Source organism: Pseudoxanthomonas sp. Soil82, assembly GCF_040446535.1.
In the GTDB taxonomy this organism is placed as follows: Bacteria; Pseudomonadota; Gammaproteobacteria; order Xanthomonadales; family Xanthomonadaceae; genus Pseudoxanthomonas; species Pseudoxanthomonas kaohsiungensis.
Genome location: NZ_JBEAAK010000001.1, coordinates 667,506 through 682,807, shown reverse-complemented (window position 1 = coordinate 682,807; position 15,302 = coordinate 667,506). Strand labels below are relative to the sequence as shown.

At 69.3% G+C, this 15,302-nt stretch carries 12 protein-coding genes; 5 read left to right on the top strand and 7 right to left on the bottom strand.

The window, feature by feature from the left end; genetic code table 11:
* Positions 1-14: 14 nt before the first annotated feature.
* The gene (locus ABKA19_RS02980) at positions 15-644 is read right to left on the bottom strand and encodes a TIGR00645 family protein (protein ID WP_162378452.1); all 630 of its coding nucleotides are present in this window, start codon (positions 642-644) and stop codon (positions 15-17) included.
* 154 nt (positions 645-798) lie between these two features.
* Between ABKA19_RS02980 and ABKA19_RS02975 the strand changes: the two genes are divergently transcribed.
* Positions 799-1,485 (top strand): glutathione binding-like protein, encoded by a 687-nt coding sequence (locus tag ABKA19_RS02975; RefSeq protein WP_353687581.1) that lies wholly within the window; start codon positions 799-801, stop codon positions 1,483-1,485.
* Positions 1,486-1,675: 190 nt separating this feature from the next.
* On the opposite strand, the gene ABKA19_RS02970 is transcribed toward ABKA19_RS02975, so the two are convergent.
* The 4 genes from ABKA19_RS02970 to ABKA19_RS02955 all read right to left on the bottom strand — a co-directional run bounded on the left by ABKA19_RS02970 (position 1,676) and on the right by ABKA19_RS02955 (position 8,130).
* Complete coding sequence (locus ABKA19_RS02970; RefSeq protein ID WP_353687580.1) at positions 1,676-3,202, bottom strand: tryptophan halogenase family protein; 1,527 nt, start codon at positions 3,200-3,202, stop codon at positions 1,676-1,678.
* Positions 3,203-3,212: 10 nt separating this feature from the next.
* Complete coding sequence (locus ABKA19_RS02965) at positions 3,213-4,229, bottom strand: cupin-like domain-containing protein (RefSeq protein WP_502945713.1); 1,017 nt, start codon at positions 4,227-4,229, stop codon at positions 3,213-3,215.
* The gene (locus tag ABKA19_RS02960) at positions 4,216-4,923 is read right to left on the bottom strand and encodes a SapC family protein (protein ID WP_353687579.1); all 708 of its coding nucleotides are present in this window, start codon (positions 4,921-4,923) and stop codon (positions 4,216-4,218) included. The genes ABKA19_RS02965 and ABKA19_RS02960 overlap by 14 nt, the downstream gene beginning before the upstream one ends.
* A gap of 189 nt (positions 4,924-5,112) precedes the next feature.
* A complete protein-coding gene (locus ABKA19_RS02955) occupies positions 5,113-8,130 on the bottom strand; it encodes a TonB-dependent receptor (protein ID WP_353687578.1) in 3,018 nt (1,005 codons plus the stop codon).
* Positions 8,131-8,775: 645 nt separating this feature from the next.
* On the opposite strand from ABKA19_RS02955, the gene ABKA19_RS02950 reads away from it, so the two are divergent.
* A complete protein-coding gene (locus ABKA19_RS02950; RefSeq protein ID WP_502945712.1) occupies positions 8,776-10,986 on the top strand; it encodes a S9 family peptidase in 2,211 nt (736 codons plus the stop codon).
* 255 nt (positions 10,987-11,241) lie between these two features.
* Here the strand turns inward: ABKA19_RS02950 and ABKA19_RS02945 are convergent, their stop codons facing one another.
* On the bottom strand, positions 11,242-11,721 hold the full coding sequence (locus tag ABKA19_RS02945; RefSeq protein ID WP_353687576.1) for a hypothetical protein: 480 nt from the start codon (positions 11,719-11,721) through the stop codon (positions 11,242-11,244).
* 157 nt (positions 11,722-11,878) lie between these two features.
* On the opposite strand from ABKA19_RS02945, the gene hemB reads away from it, so the two are divergent.
* Positions 11,879-12,868: a porphobilinogen synthase gene (gene hemB / locus ABKA19_RS02940; protein ID WP_353687575.1), complete on the top strand. Its 990-nt coding sequence runs from the start codon at positions 11,879-11,881 to the stop codon at positions 12,866-12,868.
* A gap of 6 nt (positions 12,869-12,874) precedes the next feature.
* On the opposite strand, the gene ABKA19_RS02935 is transcribed toward hemB, so the two are convergent.
* A complete protein-coding gene (locus tag ABKA19_RS02935) occupies positions 12,875-13,768 on the bottom strand; it encodes a TolB family protein (protein ID WP_353687574.1) in 894 nt (297 codons plus the stop codon).
* Positions 13,769-13,816: 48 nt separating this feature from the next.
* Here ABKA19_RS02935 and aroE point away from each other — a divergent pair, with 48 nt between their 5' ends.
* The gene (aroE, locus tag ABKA19_RS02930) at positions 13,817-14,665 is read left to right on the top strand and encodes a shikimate dehydrogenase (protein ID WP_162378461.1); all 849 of its coding nucleotides are present in this window, start codon (positions 13,817-13,819) and stop codon (positions 14,663-14,665) included.
* A gap of 141 nt (positions 14,666-14,806) precedes the next feature.
* Positions 14,807-15,253, top strand: coding sequence for an anti-virulence regulator CigR family protein (locus ABKA19_RS02925; RefSeq protein ID WP_353687573.1), 447 nt, complete (start codon positions 14,807-14,809; stop codon positions 15,251-15,253).
* Positions 15,254-15,302 lie beyond the last annotated feature (49 nt).

The following is a 15,302-nucleotide window of genomic DNA, read 5'->3' as shown; positions in this document are numbered from 1 at the left end:
GCGCCGGTGCGGCCTCAGTGGTGGGCTTCGTGCTCGCGCTTGGCGCTGACGTTGGTCATCAGCTTGTCGGTCCAGGCGATGCCGATGGCCGACAGGATGAATACGCAATGGATGATCGTCTGCCAGAGCACGCCGTCGGTGGTCAGGGTGCTGCAGCGGGTCGCGCCGATGTTGGCCGCGGCCGTGGCGAGCAACTCGGGCGGGCAGAACGGCAGTCCGTTGAGGGTGCCGGCGGCGATGAAGGTCTTGAGCAGGTGGATCGAGGAGATGCCGATGATCGCCATCGCCAGCTTCACCTTCAGCACCGAGGCATTGACATGGCTCAGCCACTCCGGCTGGTCCGGATGGCCCTCCAGGCGCAGGCGCGAGACGAAGGTCTCGTAGCCGCCGACGATCACCATCACCAGCAGGTTGGAGATCATCACCACGTCGATCAGGCCCAGCACGATCAGCATGATCTGCTGCTCGCCCAGTCCCCGCGCCTCGTGGATCAGGTGCCACAGCTCCTTGCCGAACAGGAACACGTACACGCCCTGGGCCAGGATCAGCCCCAGGTACAGCGGCAGCTGCAGCCAGCGCGAGGCGAAGATCAGGGTGGACAGCGGGCTCAGGCGCGGCGCGCCGGTGGTCTGCGGATGCGACATGGGGGCTGCACGGGGAAAGGGACGGCGCAGGGTAGCGGCCGCGCCGCTGCCTGCCAAGCGGCGTCGCGGCCGCCCCGGGCCGGGAACGGTGTGATCCATCCCCGGCGCGTCGCCGGGGCCTACACTCGCGGCTCCCCCTCCCAGGAGTCGCCGCATGATCGACCTGTACTACTGGCCCACGCCCAACGGCCACAAGATCACCCTGTTCCTCGAGGAGGCCGGGCTGCCGTACACGGTCAAGCCGGTGGACATCGGCAAGGGCGACCAGTTCAAGCCGGAGTTCCTGGCCTTCTCGCCCAACAACAAGATGCCCGCGATCATCGACCATGCCCCCGCCGACGGCGGCGCGCCGCTGAGCGTGTTCGAATCCGGCGCGATCCTGGTCTACCTGGCCAACAAGACCGGGCGCTTCTTCGGCGCCGACGTGCGGCAGAAGGTCGAGGTCAACCAGTGGCTGATGTGGCAGATGGCCGGCCTGGGCCCGATGACCGGCCAGTACGGCCACTTCAACGTATATGCGCCGGAAAGGATCGACTACGCGATCGACCGCTACACGCGCGAGGTGCAGCGCCTGCTCGGGGTGCTCGACCGGCGCCTGGCCGGGCGCAGCTTCATCGCTGGCGAGGAGTACACGATCGCCGACATGGCCGCGTATCCGTGGATCAACCCGTACACCAAGGCGCCGCTGGACCTGGAGCCGTATCCGGAACTGCGCCGCTGGCACGCCGCGATCGCCGCGCGCCCGGCGACCGCACGCGCCTACGCGCTGACCGCGCAGGTCAACCCGGACGCGGGCAAGCCGCTGACCGACGAGCAGCGCAGGCAACTGTTCGGCCGCTGAGCGGACCTCGCGGCCGAGGCTTGGGCTTTCGTAGAGCGGGGCTTGCCCCGCTGCCCTTGGCGGTACATGCGCTCCACGGCAGCGGGGCAAGCCCCGCTCTACGACTCCACGCGCCGCGGGCAGCAGGGCACGAGCTCCTGACGCAAGGGAGTGAAGAGCAGCGGGGCAAGCCCCGCTCTACGCAGGCGGCTCAGCCCGCGACGCGCACCGCCTCGGGCACCGGCGCCGGCGCGTAGCTGCGCATGTAGTCCATGTGCATCGGCATCTGCCGCACGGTATGCAGCACGTTCTGGCGGATGTCGCCCAGGAACCGCGACAGGTCGGCCTGGCTCATGACATCCGCGGTGGGGTGGTAGCGCCTGGGCTGGATGCCCTGCCCCAGCATCACCTGTACCCAGGAGTTGACCCCGAACAGCTCGCCCGGCACGTGGAATACCTCGCCGGTTTCCCGGAACAGCTCGATCCGGTGGCGCAGCGTGTCGGGGATGGGCATCTCCGCGATCTCCCGCCAGTACGGCGAATCGCGGCGGTCGCTGATGTGGTAGTGCATCACCACGAAGTCGCGCACGTGCTGCAGCTCCTCGTCCAGGCGCGCGTTGTACTCGTCGATCGCCGGCTGGGTGATCACCTGCGGGAAGGTCTGCAGCAGGCGCACGATGCCGCGCTGGATGAGGTGGATGGTGGTCGATTCCAGCGGTTCGATGAAGCTGCCGGCCAGGCCCAGGGCCACGCAGTTCTTCGCCCAGCACTGCTCGCGCTGGCCGGGCTTGAACCGCACCGGCCACGGCTGCTTGATCACCTCGCCCTCGAGGCTGCCGAGGAACTCTTCGCGCGCCTGGTCGTCGTCCATGTGCCGGCTCGAGTAGACGATGCCGTTGCCGACCCGGTGCTGCAGCGGGATCCGCCACTGCCACCCGGAACTGCCGGCGATGGCGCGCGTGTACGGCACCGCATCGCGCACCGCGGTGGTCTGGGTGGCCAGCGCGCTGTCGTTGAACAGCCAGTGCGACCAGTCGGTGAATCCCACGCCCAGGGTCTTGCCGATCAACAGGCCGCGGAATCCGGTGCAGTCGATGAACAGGTCGCCCTCGATGACCTCGCCGCGCTCGAGCTTGAGCGAGGAGATGAAGCCCTCGCCGTCGGTGGCGACATCGACAATCTTGCCCTCGACCCGCTTGCAGCCGTGGCGCTCGCTGAAGCCGCGCAGGAAGCGCGCGTAGAACGCGGCGTCCATGTGGTAGGCATAGTTCACGTGGTAGCGCGGCAGGTGCGAGAAGCGGTCCTGCAACGCGGCCTGCAGCTCGATGCAGTAGTCGCTGTACTCGCTGGCCAGGCCTTCCTCGCGGCCGCGCAGCCAGAAGTTCTGGAAGCCGGTCGACCAATGGTCCTTGCCGCTGATGCCGAACGAGTGAATGTAGCGGTGGCCGACGTCCTTCCAGTTCTCGAACGAGATGCCCAGCTTGACCGTGCCCTGCACCGCGGCCATGTATTCCTGCTCCTTGATGTCGAGCAGGCGGTGGAAGGTCACCAGGGTCGGGATCGTCGCCTCGCCCACGCCCACGGTGCCGATCTCCTCCGATTCCACCAGGGTGATGTCGAGCACCTTTCCCAGGGTCTTGGACAGGGCGGCGGCGGCCATCCAGCCGGCGGTACCGCCGCCGGCGATGACGACGCGCTTGACGGGGCGGGGGCGGGTCACGGGATCGGAAGGGGTCATCTCGGGGTACTCAACGGTCCAGGCGCTTGAGCAGCAGCGCCCTGAGGTGGCGGACGCGGGCTTCGTCCATGGGGCCCAGCGCGCGGCGCGCCGGTTCGGGGATGTGGCCGGCGACCTCGGCCTCGTCGTAGTCGAACACGTAGTGGGCGAACACGTCCTTCCAGATCGCGCGCTCGGCCGGCGGCAGGTCGCGCACGCTCATGATCGCCAGCATCAGCGAGTTCATCGGCGTATCCATCCATGCCGGCGACTGTCGCCACCAGTAGTTGACCAGCACGTTGAACGCCTCCAACCCTTCCATGTGGTGCCACCACATGCTCGGGATAAACACCGCGTCGCCCGGCTCGAGCTCCGCGCCGCGGGCATGCCGCAGCGCCTCGGCGAACCTCGGGAAGCGCGCGTGGTCGGGCGCGTGAAAGTCGACCAGGCTCACCGCCTGCCCGGCGGGCGTGTGGTCCAGGGGGCCGATATAGAGGTTGGCCAGCTGCGAAGGGGGGAACAGGGTCACCCGGCGGCGTCCCGCAGCCACGCAGGCCAGGTTGTCCGGCACGTCCTGGTGCGCCGGTATGCGGCTGCGGTTGCCGATCCAGATGCTGGCCAGCGGATCGCGGTCGCCGAAACCGAGCCGGTTCTCCTCGCGGAAACCGGGCAGGAACGTGTCGACCGTGGTGGAGGCCACGTAGATCAGCGGCGGCGCCGGGTCGGCCTCGTACTTGCGCAGCGTGTCAAGCACGACCGCCAGCGGGATCTTCTCGCGGCGGAAATTGAAGCCCTGGATGTCGTCGTCGTAGAACACGCGGCCGGCGGCTTCCGGCGGGGCGACGGTCGCCACCACCGGCATGCCGCCGTGGTCGAAGCGCTTCAGGTAACCGATCGCGGCGGAAGTGGATTGGCCGGCGGCCTGGACCATCGGCCATTGCGTGACCAGCCCCCGCAGCACCAGCGGCTCGGTCGAGCGCAGCAGCTCGTCCGGCAGCGCGTCCGGCGCCACTCCCGCGATTTCGCGGATGGGCTCAGCGACCGGCAGCACGGCGGCGGTTCATCCGCTCGATCAGGTCGCGGAAGCGCGACAGCGAAGCCAGCACCATGTAGGCGGGAAGCAGGTGGCCGTCGCGCGAGAGCTGTTCCAGCGCAGCGCCGTCCAGTGCGTGCAGGCGTTGTTCGTCGATGGTGTGGAAGCCGGCTAGCCGGTTGTCGGAGCCGTCGTCCAGGCGGATGTCCAGCACGAACGACTCCAGCAGCTGGTGCCGCTGCAGCGCGTCGACGAACGCGGGCATGGCGAGGATGCCGTCGTGCAGCATCAGCAACGTCGTGCGCGCGCGCTCGAGGAACTCGCTGGCGATGCCCGGCCCCTGGAACAACGCCTCGCCGGTGCCGGCGCGCACGCGCGGGTGGTCGAGGTCGACGTGGACCATGCGTTCCCCACCGGACACGCCGATCAGGAAGGGTTGCCGCTGGATGGCCAGCGGGATGTACGTGGCGTCCCAGCGCTCCCCCTCCAGGAACAGGTTCTCGCCCTGCCGCAGGCCCAGCAGCGCCAGCGGATGGAATCCACCCGCGGCGTCGCGCTGGAACACGATCGGGTAGTGGGCCTGGAGGCTGCGGAACTCGGCCGGCACCGCCGGCGCGTACATCACGTCGTCGCCGAACGCGGCGCCACGGCGGTCGTCCACGCGCAGGTCGCGGTGCTCGACGTGGTTCAGGAGAACGGGATTGCTCATCGTGGGTCGGCGGTTGCCGGGCGCGGATGCGGCGTCCTGCGGCATCGTGCCCGATCTGCGGGGTACAGGAAAGCCGGCCGAAGCATCATGCATGCGTGGATGGAGAAGGAGCCGCTGGACGTATCCAGCGGCCCCTCTCCGCCAGGCGACCTGGGAGGGATCGCCTGGCAAGCCCACTGCGATGGAGCGTCAGAACCGGTAGCGGACGCCAAACATGTAGCGCGGGCCGGTCTGGGTCGCGAACCGGACCATGTTCTCGTGGCGTGCGTGGATGCGCTGGGTCTCGTCGGTCAGGTTGATGCCTTCCAGACTCAACGTCAGGTTCTCCATCACCTCGTAGCTGATGATCGCGTCCACCTGGCCGTACTCCTCGGTCCAGTTCGGGTTCGGCGGGGTGCCGCCGCCGCCGATGCCGTTGAGGAACTCGTCGCGCCAGTTGTAGGCCACGCGCACCTGCCAGGCGTTCTTGTCGTAGAACGCCACCAGGTTGGCCGAGTCGCTCAGCCCGATCATCGGGTACTGCGTGCCGAGGTCGCTGTTGTCGAACGTCAGGCCCGAATCGACCTTGGTGTAGTTCGCCGCCAGGCCGAAGCCGGACTCGCCGAACACGTGCTGGACGTTGACCTCGAAGCCGTCGAGGTGGTCGGACCGCTGGTTGGCCGGAATGGTGATGTCGAATCCGGCGATCGGATCGCCGGGCTGGCCGACGATGCTGCCGGTCAGCGCGCCCGACGAATCGGTGCCGGTGACGGTCACGCCCGGCGAGCCGGCGTAGTTGGTGAAGATGTAGTTGCGGATGCAGACCATGTCGCCCGCCGCGCAGCCGTCGGCCAGTGCCGCGTTCCAGTACGCGCCGCCCACCGGCGTGTGCAGGTTGAACGGCGTCTCGCGCACGATCGTGTCGCTGATGAAGTTCTTGATGTTCTTGCGGAAGTAGCCGATCGAGGCGTAGCTCGACTCGCCGTAGTACCACTCCAGCGACAGGTCGAAGTTGCGCGAGAGCAAAGGCTCCAACCCGGGGTTGCCGCTGCTGCCGTCGCCGCCGTCGACGCGGACGATGTTGGCCAGGCGCTGGCCGCCCTGGATCTGCTGCCAGCCCGGCCGGCCGATGGTCTCGCTGTAGCTGGCGCGCGCGACGATCTCGTCGGTCACGTGCAACGCCATGTCCAGGTTCGGCAGGAAGTAGTCGTAGTCGCCCTCCAGCTCGGTGAAGCCCTGGCCCGGCTGGTAGGTCACGTACAGCTCGTTGGCCGAATCCCAGGAGATGCCGTTGGCGATGCGCACCAGCGCCGAGGAATCGACGTCGGTCTGTTCGTAGCGCACGCCCACCGCAACGTCCAGCGGCATCGACCAGTCGAAGCTGGTGGTGTACTGCAGGTAGGCGCTCTTGGACTTCTCGGTGGTGCGCAGGTCGTCGGTGAACTCGGTCGGCATCTCGTAGCAGCTCGCGCAGCCGGAGACGGCGATGGCGGCCTGGCGCAGGCGCTCGAAGTCGAACACCAGGAAGTCGTCGGTCCACATCGGGTTGTCGCTGTTGCCGAAGCTGTCGAAGTAGCGCGACATGTTGTCGGCCGTCCAGATGCTGTCGTCGTAGTCGCCCGGCGTGCCGACGCCGCCCCACGTATCGCGCTGCATCACCGCCGCGGCGGTGCGGTTGTTGACCTCGGTGGCGGCGATGCCGAAATCCAGGCCCGAATAGTCGCCGAACTCGAAGCGGCCATCGGCCTGCAGCTGCTCGACTTCGGACTTGTTGTAGCTGTTCTGGAACACCGAGCCGGTAACGAGCGCCGCCGATGCCGGCACGGAGCTCATGCCCGGCGGCAGCTGCACGTTGACGATCGGGATCTCGCCGCTGTAGTCGACGGTGGTGTTGCCGCGCACGTAGGCGGCCACGCCGAGCACGCCGGCCGAGCCGAGGTGGCTGTCGGGGCGCGATTCGGCGCTGGAGTTGTGGTAGTCGAACGCGAGCTTCAGCGAGTCGTTGACTTCCCACTCCACGTTGAAGCCGAGCGAGTCGCCGCTGTTCTTGGTGGCCAGCTGCATGCCGCCCATCGACAGGTCGGCGTTGGTGTATTCCTCTTCGTACATGATCGGCGCCGAAACCGGGCCGTCGGTCCACGAGCTGTCGCCGGCGGTCTGGCTGAACCACACCGACAGTTCGCTGCGCTGCTGCTGGACCTTGTTCTCCATGTAGGCGTAGTCCAGCGTGGCGGTGACGCTGTCGCTGGGCGCCCACTGCATGGTCAGCATGCCGTTGGTGCGCTGGCGCTGCACGCCGTTGACGCTGTAGCCGGTGTTCTGCGGACGCGCGTAGACGTCGTCCAGGCCCGGCCGGTTGGTGATCCGGTCCGAATAGCCCTGGCCCGGCAGCGGCAGCGCGTTCCAGCTGTTGGAGTCGCCGGCGAAGGTGATCCAGCCGTCGGCCACGCTGGCCTGGCTGTAGCCCGACTCGCGCTCCTGGTAGCTGCCGCTGAGGGTGATGCCGAAGGTGCCATCGGCCCAGGTGTTGCTGAAGATGCCCGAGACTTCCGGGGTGACGATCGCGCCCGGGTAGCTCTGCGGCAGGTTGCGCGCCGAGGTGTCGTGGACGGCCTTGAAGCCGACGCTGGCCAGAGGCTCGCCGATCTCCAGCGGACGCGCGGTCTTGACGTTCAGGGTGGCGCCGATGCCGCCGGCCGGCAGTTCGGCGCGGCCGGTCTTGTGCACTTCGATGGCCGAGATCGCCTCGGCGGCGATGTTGGCGAAGTCGAAGGAGCGCGAGTTGGAGGTACCGCCGCCACCCGGTCCGAGGTTGGAGGCCGGCATCTGGCGGCCGTTGAACAGGACCAGGTTGAAGTCCGGGCCGATGCCGCGGACGGTGACCTTGGAGCCTTCGCCGCTGGACGTGCGGTCGATCGACACGCCCGAGATGCGCTGCAGCGCCTCGGCCAGGTTGGTGTCGGGGAACTTGCCGATGTCCTCGGCGACGATGCCGTCGACGATGCCCTGCGCGTCACGCTTGAGGTTCATCGACGAGGTGAGGCTGGCGCGGATGCCGGTGACGACCACCGTGTCGAGCTCGGTGGGGTCGACCGCGGCGTTCGGATCGGCCGTTGCGGCCGCCTGCGGCGCCTGGTCCTGCGCGATGGCATGGGTCGCCGGCGCCAGCGCCAGCAGCAGCGCGGACGTGAGCAGCCGCTTCTTGGGCAAGGCTTGCTTGTGGTTCATGGGTTCTCCCTCCCGGAATCGCACGAATTCGATTGAGTTATGGCCAGACGCTGTCCCCGGACAGTCGCCGACGCGGCGGATTAGGGGCTGGTCTGACAGCGTTGTCAAACCAGCGACGCGCGGAGCCGGGAAAACGCTAAAAAAACGCAAAAAACGCCGTGATTTGATGTTGCGCGGCAACAAAGAACAGCGCTGTCATGCGCAAAAACGCATCGAGGTATAGCTGAATGTTAGCGCTATCTCTTTGATTCGTCTGGCGGCGGGCTGGAAGCCCGTCGCCCACCTACGATTGCTGGGGCTGTCAGGCCTAATGTCACGCTCGCACCAGGCCGATCGTCGACATTCCCGCCGGCGGACGGCGCACCATTTTTCACGTTCGGCGAAGAAGCCAGCATATGCGGCCAATTGGGAGCATTTGTCCATTCATGCAGTCTCCGGGCGCATCCGAATCGGACAACGCTGTCATGCGACAGGTCAGCTTCGGACATGACCCGGGACATGTCTTGGCCCGAAACGGGTTCCGGCCTGTTCCCGCCGCCATGGCCGGCCAACCGCCGACGACGCCTACAATCCGCTCCTGTTTCGACCAGCCGCCCACGGAAATCCCCACGCATGCGCCTTGCCCTGCCGGTCCTGCTTATGACGATGCTCGCTACCGCCCCGATCCATGCCGCGAAACTGACCCTGGAGGCGATCACCGGCAGCGCGCCGCTGTCCGGACCGACGCTGATGAAGCCGCAGGTGTCGCCGGACGGCACGCGGGTGACGTTCCTGCGCGGCAAGGACAGCGACCGCAACCGGCTGGACCTGTGGGAGTACGACATCGCCAGCGGCCAGACCCGGCTGCTGGCCGACTCCAGCGTGGTGCTGCCCGGCGCCGAGACGCTCAGCGACGAGGAGAAGGCGCGCCGCGAGCGGCAACGCATCGCCGCCTACTCCGGCATCGTCGACTACCAGTGGGCGCCGGGCGGGAAGGCGCTGCTGTTTCCGCTGGGCGGCGAGCTCTACCTCTACGACCTCGAGCGCGCCGGCCCCGCGGCGGTGCGCAAGCTCACCTCCGGCGGCGGCTTCGCCACCGATCCGCGCATCTCGCCCCGTGGCGGGTTCGCCAGCTTCATACGGGGCCGCAACCTGTGGGTGATCGACCTGGCCAGCGGCAAGGAGATCCAGCTGACCTTCGACGGCAGCGACACGATCGGCAACGGCGTGGCCGAATTCGTCGCCGACGAGGAGATGGACCGCCATACCGGTTACTGGTGGGCGCCGGACGACAGCGCCATCGCGTTTGCCCGGATCGATGAATCGCCGGTGCCGGTGCAGAAGCGCTACGAAGTCTATGCCGACCGCACCGACGTGATCGAGCAGCGCTACCCGGCCGCCGGCGAACCCAACGTCGCCGTGAGGCTGGGCGTGATCGCACCCGCGGCCGGGACCAAGCCGCGCTGGATCGACCTGGGCAAGGAGCAGGACATCTACCTGGCCCGCGTCGACTGGCGCGATGCGAAGCGGCTCACCTTCCAGCGCCAGTCCCGCGACCAGAAGACGCTCGAGCTGGTCGAGGCCACGCTGGCCACGGGCGCGCAGCGCATCCTGGCCACCGAGACCTCCAGGACCTGGGTGCCGCTGCACAACAGCCTGCGCTTCCTGCCGGACGGTCGTTTCCTCTGGTCGTCCGAACGCAGCGGCTTCCAGCACCTGTACCTGGCCTCCGAAGACGGCGCCACGCTCACGCCGCTGACCTCCGGCGACTGGGTCGTCGACGAGGTGCTGGCCGTGGATGCGAGGGCTGGCTACGCGTGGTTCGCCGGCACCCGGGATTCGCCGCTGGAAAAGCACGTGTACCGCGTGCCGCTGGCCGGCGGCGCGATCGAGCGCCTGTCAGCCTCCGAAGGCATGCACGCGGCGAGCTTCGCCCGCAACGCCAGCGTCTACGTCGACAGCTGGTCGGCGCCGGGCACGCCGCCGCAGATCGAGCTGTACGGCAACGACGGCACCCGGCTGGCGACGCTGCTGCGCAACGAGCTGTCGGACCCGGACCATCCGTTCGCCGCGTTCCGCGACGCGCAGCGCCCGGTCGAGTTCGGCACGGTCACCGCCGCCGACGGCACCACGCCGCTGCATTACAGCCTGATCAAACCCGACGGCTTCGATCCGCGGAAGAAGTACCCGGTCGTGGTCTTCGTCTACGGCGGACCGGCCGCGCAGACCGTGACCCGGTCCTGGCCGGCGCGCAGCGACGCGCTGTTCAACCAGTACCTGGCCCAGCAGGGCTACGTGGTGTTCTCGCTCGACAACCGCGGCACGCCGCGGCGCGGGCGCGAGTTCGGCGGCGCGCTGTACGGCCGCCAGGGCACGGTGGAGGTGGACGACCAGCTGCGCGGCATCGACTGGCTGAAGGCGCAGCCGTGGGTCGATCCGGCGCGGATCGGCGTGCACGGCTGGTCCAACGGCGGCTACATGACCCTGATGCTGCTCGCCCGCACCGACGCCTACGCCTGCGGCGTGGCCGGGGCGCCGGTGAGCGACTGGGGCCTGTACGACACCCACTACACCGAGCGCTACATGGACCTGCCGGCATCCAACCCCGACGGCTACCGCGATGCGCGCGTGCTCACGCACATCGACGGCCTGGTCGGCGCGGACGCGCCGAAGCTGCTCCTGGTCCACGGCATGGCCGACGACAACGTGCTGTTCACCAACACCACCGCGGTGATGTCGGCCTTGCAGCAGCGCGGCCAGCCGTTCGAGCTGATGGCCTACCCCGGTGCCAAGCACGGCCTGTCGGGCAAGGATGCGTTGCACCGCTACCGCCTGGCCGAGGACTTCTTCGCACGTTGCCTGAAGCCCGGGGCCTGACGGACGCGCCGCCGTCCCCGGGTGCAGGAGCCCATCCTCATGGGCGACCCGAGGGCGCACAGCGTAGGCGATGCCGGCCCGGCGGCGTCGGGTCGCCGATAAATCGGCTCCTACAGAAGAAGCGCCCTGACGGGGACCACCTTTTCGCAAGCCGCTACACCCTCGGCTGTAGGAGCCCATCCTCATGGGCGACCCGAGGGCGCAAGTCGTGGGCATCGCCCGCCCGACGGCGTCGGGTCGCCGATGAATCGGCTCCTACAGGGGTTTGGCCGGGGTGTCCGGTTCGACCGCGGGTGCCGGCATCGGCACCTCCGCCGGCACCGCGCCCGGCGGCACCCAGATCGCCATGCCGACGGCCTTCTTCTGCTGGGTCGGGATGCCGATGCCGACGCCGCCGTAGGAACTGCTGCCCCAGCTGCCGCCGCCCACCGACACGCCGCCGCCGGACGAGCCGGACGCGCCCACGCCCATCAGCACGACGCCGTTGGCTCCGAGCGCGGCGGCTTCGGCCTTCAGCCGCGCCACCGCCGAATCGGTCTGGCCCTGGGTGCCGAAGCCGATCGCGCTGCTGGCTTCGATCTGGGCGATCTCCTGCGAGCCGGCAGGCACGACCGTGTAGATCCGGACCTGCGCGGGATCGATCGCCGGCCGCGCCTGGCCGACCATGACCTTCGACGACCCGGCGCAGCCGGACAGCATGAGTACGGCGGTCAACGCGGCGATGTGCAGGCGCATGGCGATCCCCCGGGGACGATGGCGATGGACCGCATCATCCTCCGCCGCGCGTGAATCGGCCAGCAACCCCGCCGCATCCGGACGCCGCGACCATGAACCGGACAGGCCCGGCCGGGGCGGCGCGTATCATGGACGCCTGTTTTTCCCGGAGCCGCCGATGAGCTTCCCCTACGTCCGCCCGCGGCGCATGCGCCGCGACGACTTCTCCCGCCGCCTGATGCGCGAGCACCTGCTCACCAGCAACGACCTGATCTATCCGGTGTTCGTGCACGAGGAGAAGGGCCGCGCGCCGGTCCCGTCGATGCCGGGCGTGGAGCGGCTCTCGGTCGACGAGCTGTTGCGCGTGGGCGAGCAGGCGCTGGAACTGGGCGTGCCGGTGCTGGACCTGTTCGGCGTGCCCGACCCGTCGGCCAAGACCGCCGACGGCCGCATCGCCTGGGACGAGGACGGCATCATCCCGCGCGCGATCCGCGCGCTGAAGTCGCGTTTCCCCGAGCTGGGCGTGATGAGCGACCAGGCGCTGGATCCGTACACGACCCACGGCCAGGACGGGCTGATCGACGAATCCGGCTACATCCTCAACGACGCCACCATCGAGGCGCTGGTGAAGCAGTCGCTGGTCCATGCCGCCGCCGGCGTGGACATCCTCTCGCCGTCGGACATGATGGACGGGCGCATCGGCGCGATCCGCGAGGCGCTGGAAGCGGCCGGGTTCGTCAACACCCGGATCATGTCGTACGCGGCCAAGTACGCCTCGGCGTTCTATGGCCCGTTCCGCAGCGCGGTCGGCAGCGCCGGCAACCTGGGCAAGGGCAACAAGTTCACCTACCAGATGGATCCGGCCAATTCCGACGAAGCCCTGCGCGAGGTCGAACTCGACATCGCCGAGGGCGCGGACATGGTCATGGTCAAGCCGGGCCTGCCCTACCTGGACGTGATCCGGCGGGTGAAGGATGCGTTCGGCGTGCCGACCTTCGCCTACCAGGTCAGCGGCGAGTACGCGATGCTCAAGGCCGCCTCGGCCAACGGCTGGCTGGACGAGAAGGCCTGCGCGCTGGAGGCGCTGCTGGCATTCAAGCGCGCCGGCGCCGACGGCGTGCTGACCTACTACGCACTCGATGCGGCGCGCTGGCTGCGCGACGGCTGAGCGCGCTCAGCCACCCTGCCCGGCCAGGCAACCGTCCTGGCCACGCACGGTCGGCAGCACGATCCGGTAAAGATCGGTCTTGCCGGCCCTGGGCGACCGCGCCGAACCGGTGACGGTCCCCTCGCCCGGTCGCGACGGATCGGCGACCAGCGCGCGGGTGTAGCCGCCTTCGGTATTGAACGAGAGCGTCCAGGGCGTCGCGCCGGCGTACTGGCGGCCGTCGCAGGCCGCCAGGTACACGCGCACGCCCCCGGTTTCCGCGTCGCCGCGCGCGAACGCCAGGGCGCGGCCGCCATCCAGCCACGCCGCGTCGAACTCGTCATGGCCGCTGTTGACCCCGGGCACCGGGCCCTGCAGGACGAAGCCCCCGCCGGCGCTGCGCGCCAGCTTGAGGTCGTATCCACCCTGGCCGTGGCCGCCATTGCTGGCGAACAGCAGCCACTGGCCGTCGGCACTCGGCAGGGGCGAGCCTTCGTCGGCATCGGTGTTGACCGCCGCACCCAGCCACTCGGGCTGGCCGTAGCCGTCCCCGTCCACCGCCACCCGGTACAGGTCACGGCCCCCGGCGCCACCGGCGCGGTCGGAGACGAAGTACAGCCAGCGGCCGTCGACGCTGAAGGTGGGCTCGGCTTCCAGCGCCGGGGTATTGAACGGCAGCGGCTGCGGGTCGAGCCAGCGCTTGTCCTCGCTGCGCGCCTGCCACAGGTCGCCCCCGCCAGGGCCCCCGGCCCGGTCGCTTCCCCAGACCATCCGCTTGCCGTCGGGGGAGACGCTGCCGCGCAGTTCGGCATCGCGGGTGGAGACCGTCCAGATGCCCTCGATGCCGTACTCGGCCAGCTGCGCCAGCGCCGGGCCGCAGAGTAGACTGCAGGCGACGGCGACGCCCAGTGCACGTTTCATGGTGGTCGCTCCCGGCAGGTTCCCCAATCCGCGGATTCATACCACGCCATGTCCACCGCCCGATACGCCGTCTTCGGCCACCCGATCAGCCACTCGCTTTCGCCCCGCATCCATTCCGCCTTCGCCCACCAGCTCGGGATCGCGCTGGAGTACACCGCCATCGACGCGGCGCCGGTGGATTTCGCCACCGCGCTGGAACGCTTCGCCGGCGAGGGCGGCCGCGGCGCGAACGTGACCCTGCCGCTGAAGGAGGCCGCCTTCGCGCTGTGCGCGCGCACCAGCGACCGCGCCCGCCGGGCAGGCGCGGTCAACACCCTGACCCGCAACGACGGCCAGTGGCATGGCGACAACACCGACGGCGCCGGCCTGGTAAGGGACCTGACCAGCCGCCAGGGGCTGGACCTGCGCGCCCGCCGCGCGCTGCTGCTGGGCGCCGGCGGCGCGGCGCGCGGCGTCGCCCCCGCTCTGCTCGACGCCGGCATCGCCGAACTGGTCATCGTCAACCGGTCGCCCGAGCGCGCCGACGCGCTCGCCGATGCGCTCGGCGAACCCGAGCGCGCCCACTCGCGCTACTGGCAGGACATGCGCGACCTCGGCGACTTCGAACTGATCGTCAACGCCACCTCGGCCGGGCGCGGCGACGGCAACGGATTCAGCGCACCCTTGTCGCTGGTCAACAGCCGCACCCTGGCAGTGGACGTGAACTACGGCGAGGCGGCGATCGACTTCCTCGCCTGGGCGCGCGCGGCCGGCTGCCACGACGTCGTCGACGGCCTGGGCATGCTGGTCGAGCAGGCCGCGGAGGCCTTCGAGCACTGGCACGGCGTGCGGCCGCAGACCGACGCGGTCTACGCGGCGCTGCGCGAGCGCGACCCGGTGCTGGTGACGGCGGACTAGCCGACCGCATCCACAGGCTGAACCGAAGCCCAGCGACCTGGCGGTTCTTCGACTCCGTTCACGGCGCCGCGGGGCGGCGACGGGTATCTAGCGCATACCCGCGGCGTCGAGCGCCGTCCACCACCCGACAGGAACGCGACCATGAAACACGCCATCGCCCTTTCTTCCCTGGCCATGGCCGGCCTGCTGGCACTGCCCGCCCTCGCCGCTCCGCCGGAGGGCAAAGGCCACGGCAAGGGCCATGGCAACGCCAAGCAGGGCCACGAGTACGCCAGCCCCTCGGGCGTGCGCGTCGACGCCGACGTCGGCGGCCTGTTGTCGGTGAGCATCGGCAGCGGCGACGCCCGCCGGATCGCCGAACGCCACGGCTACGTCGGCTACGCCCCGCTGCCGCCGGGCATCCGCAAGAACCTGGCCCGCGGCAAGCCGCTGCCGCCGGGCATCGCCAAGAAGATGGTGCCGGGACCCATGCTGCGGGACCTGCCGGTCTACGCCGGCCACGAATGGCGCGTGGCAGGCGACGACCTGATCCTGGTCTCGCTGGGCAGCGGCCTGGTCGTCGAAGTGATGGGCGACATCTTCCGCTGACCGGTTGGGACTCACCCGCGCCGGCCGGCGATCCTTCGTCGGCCGGCGC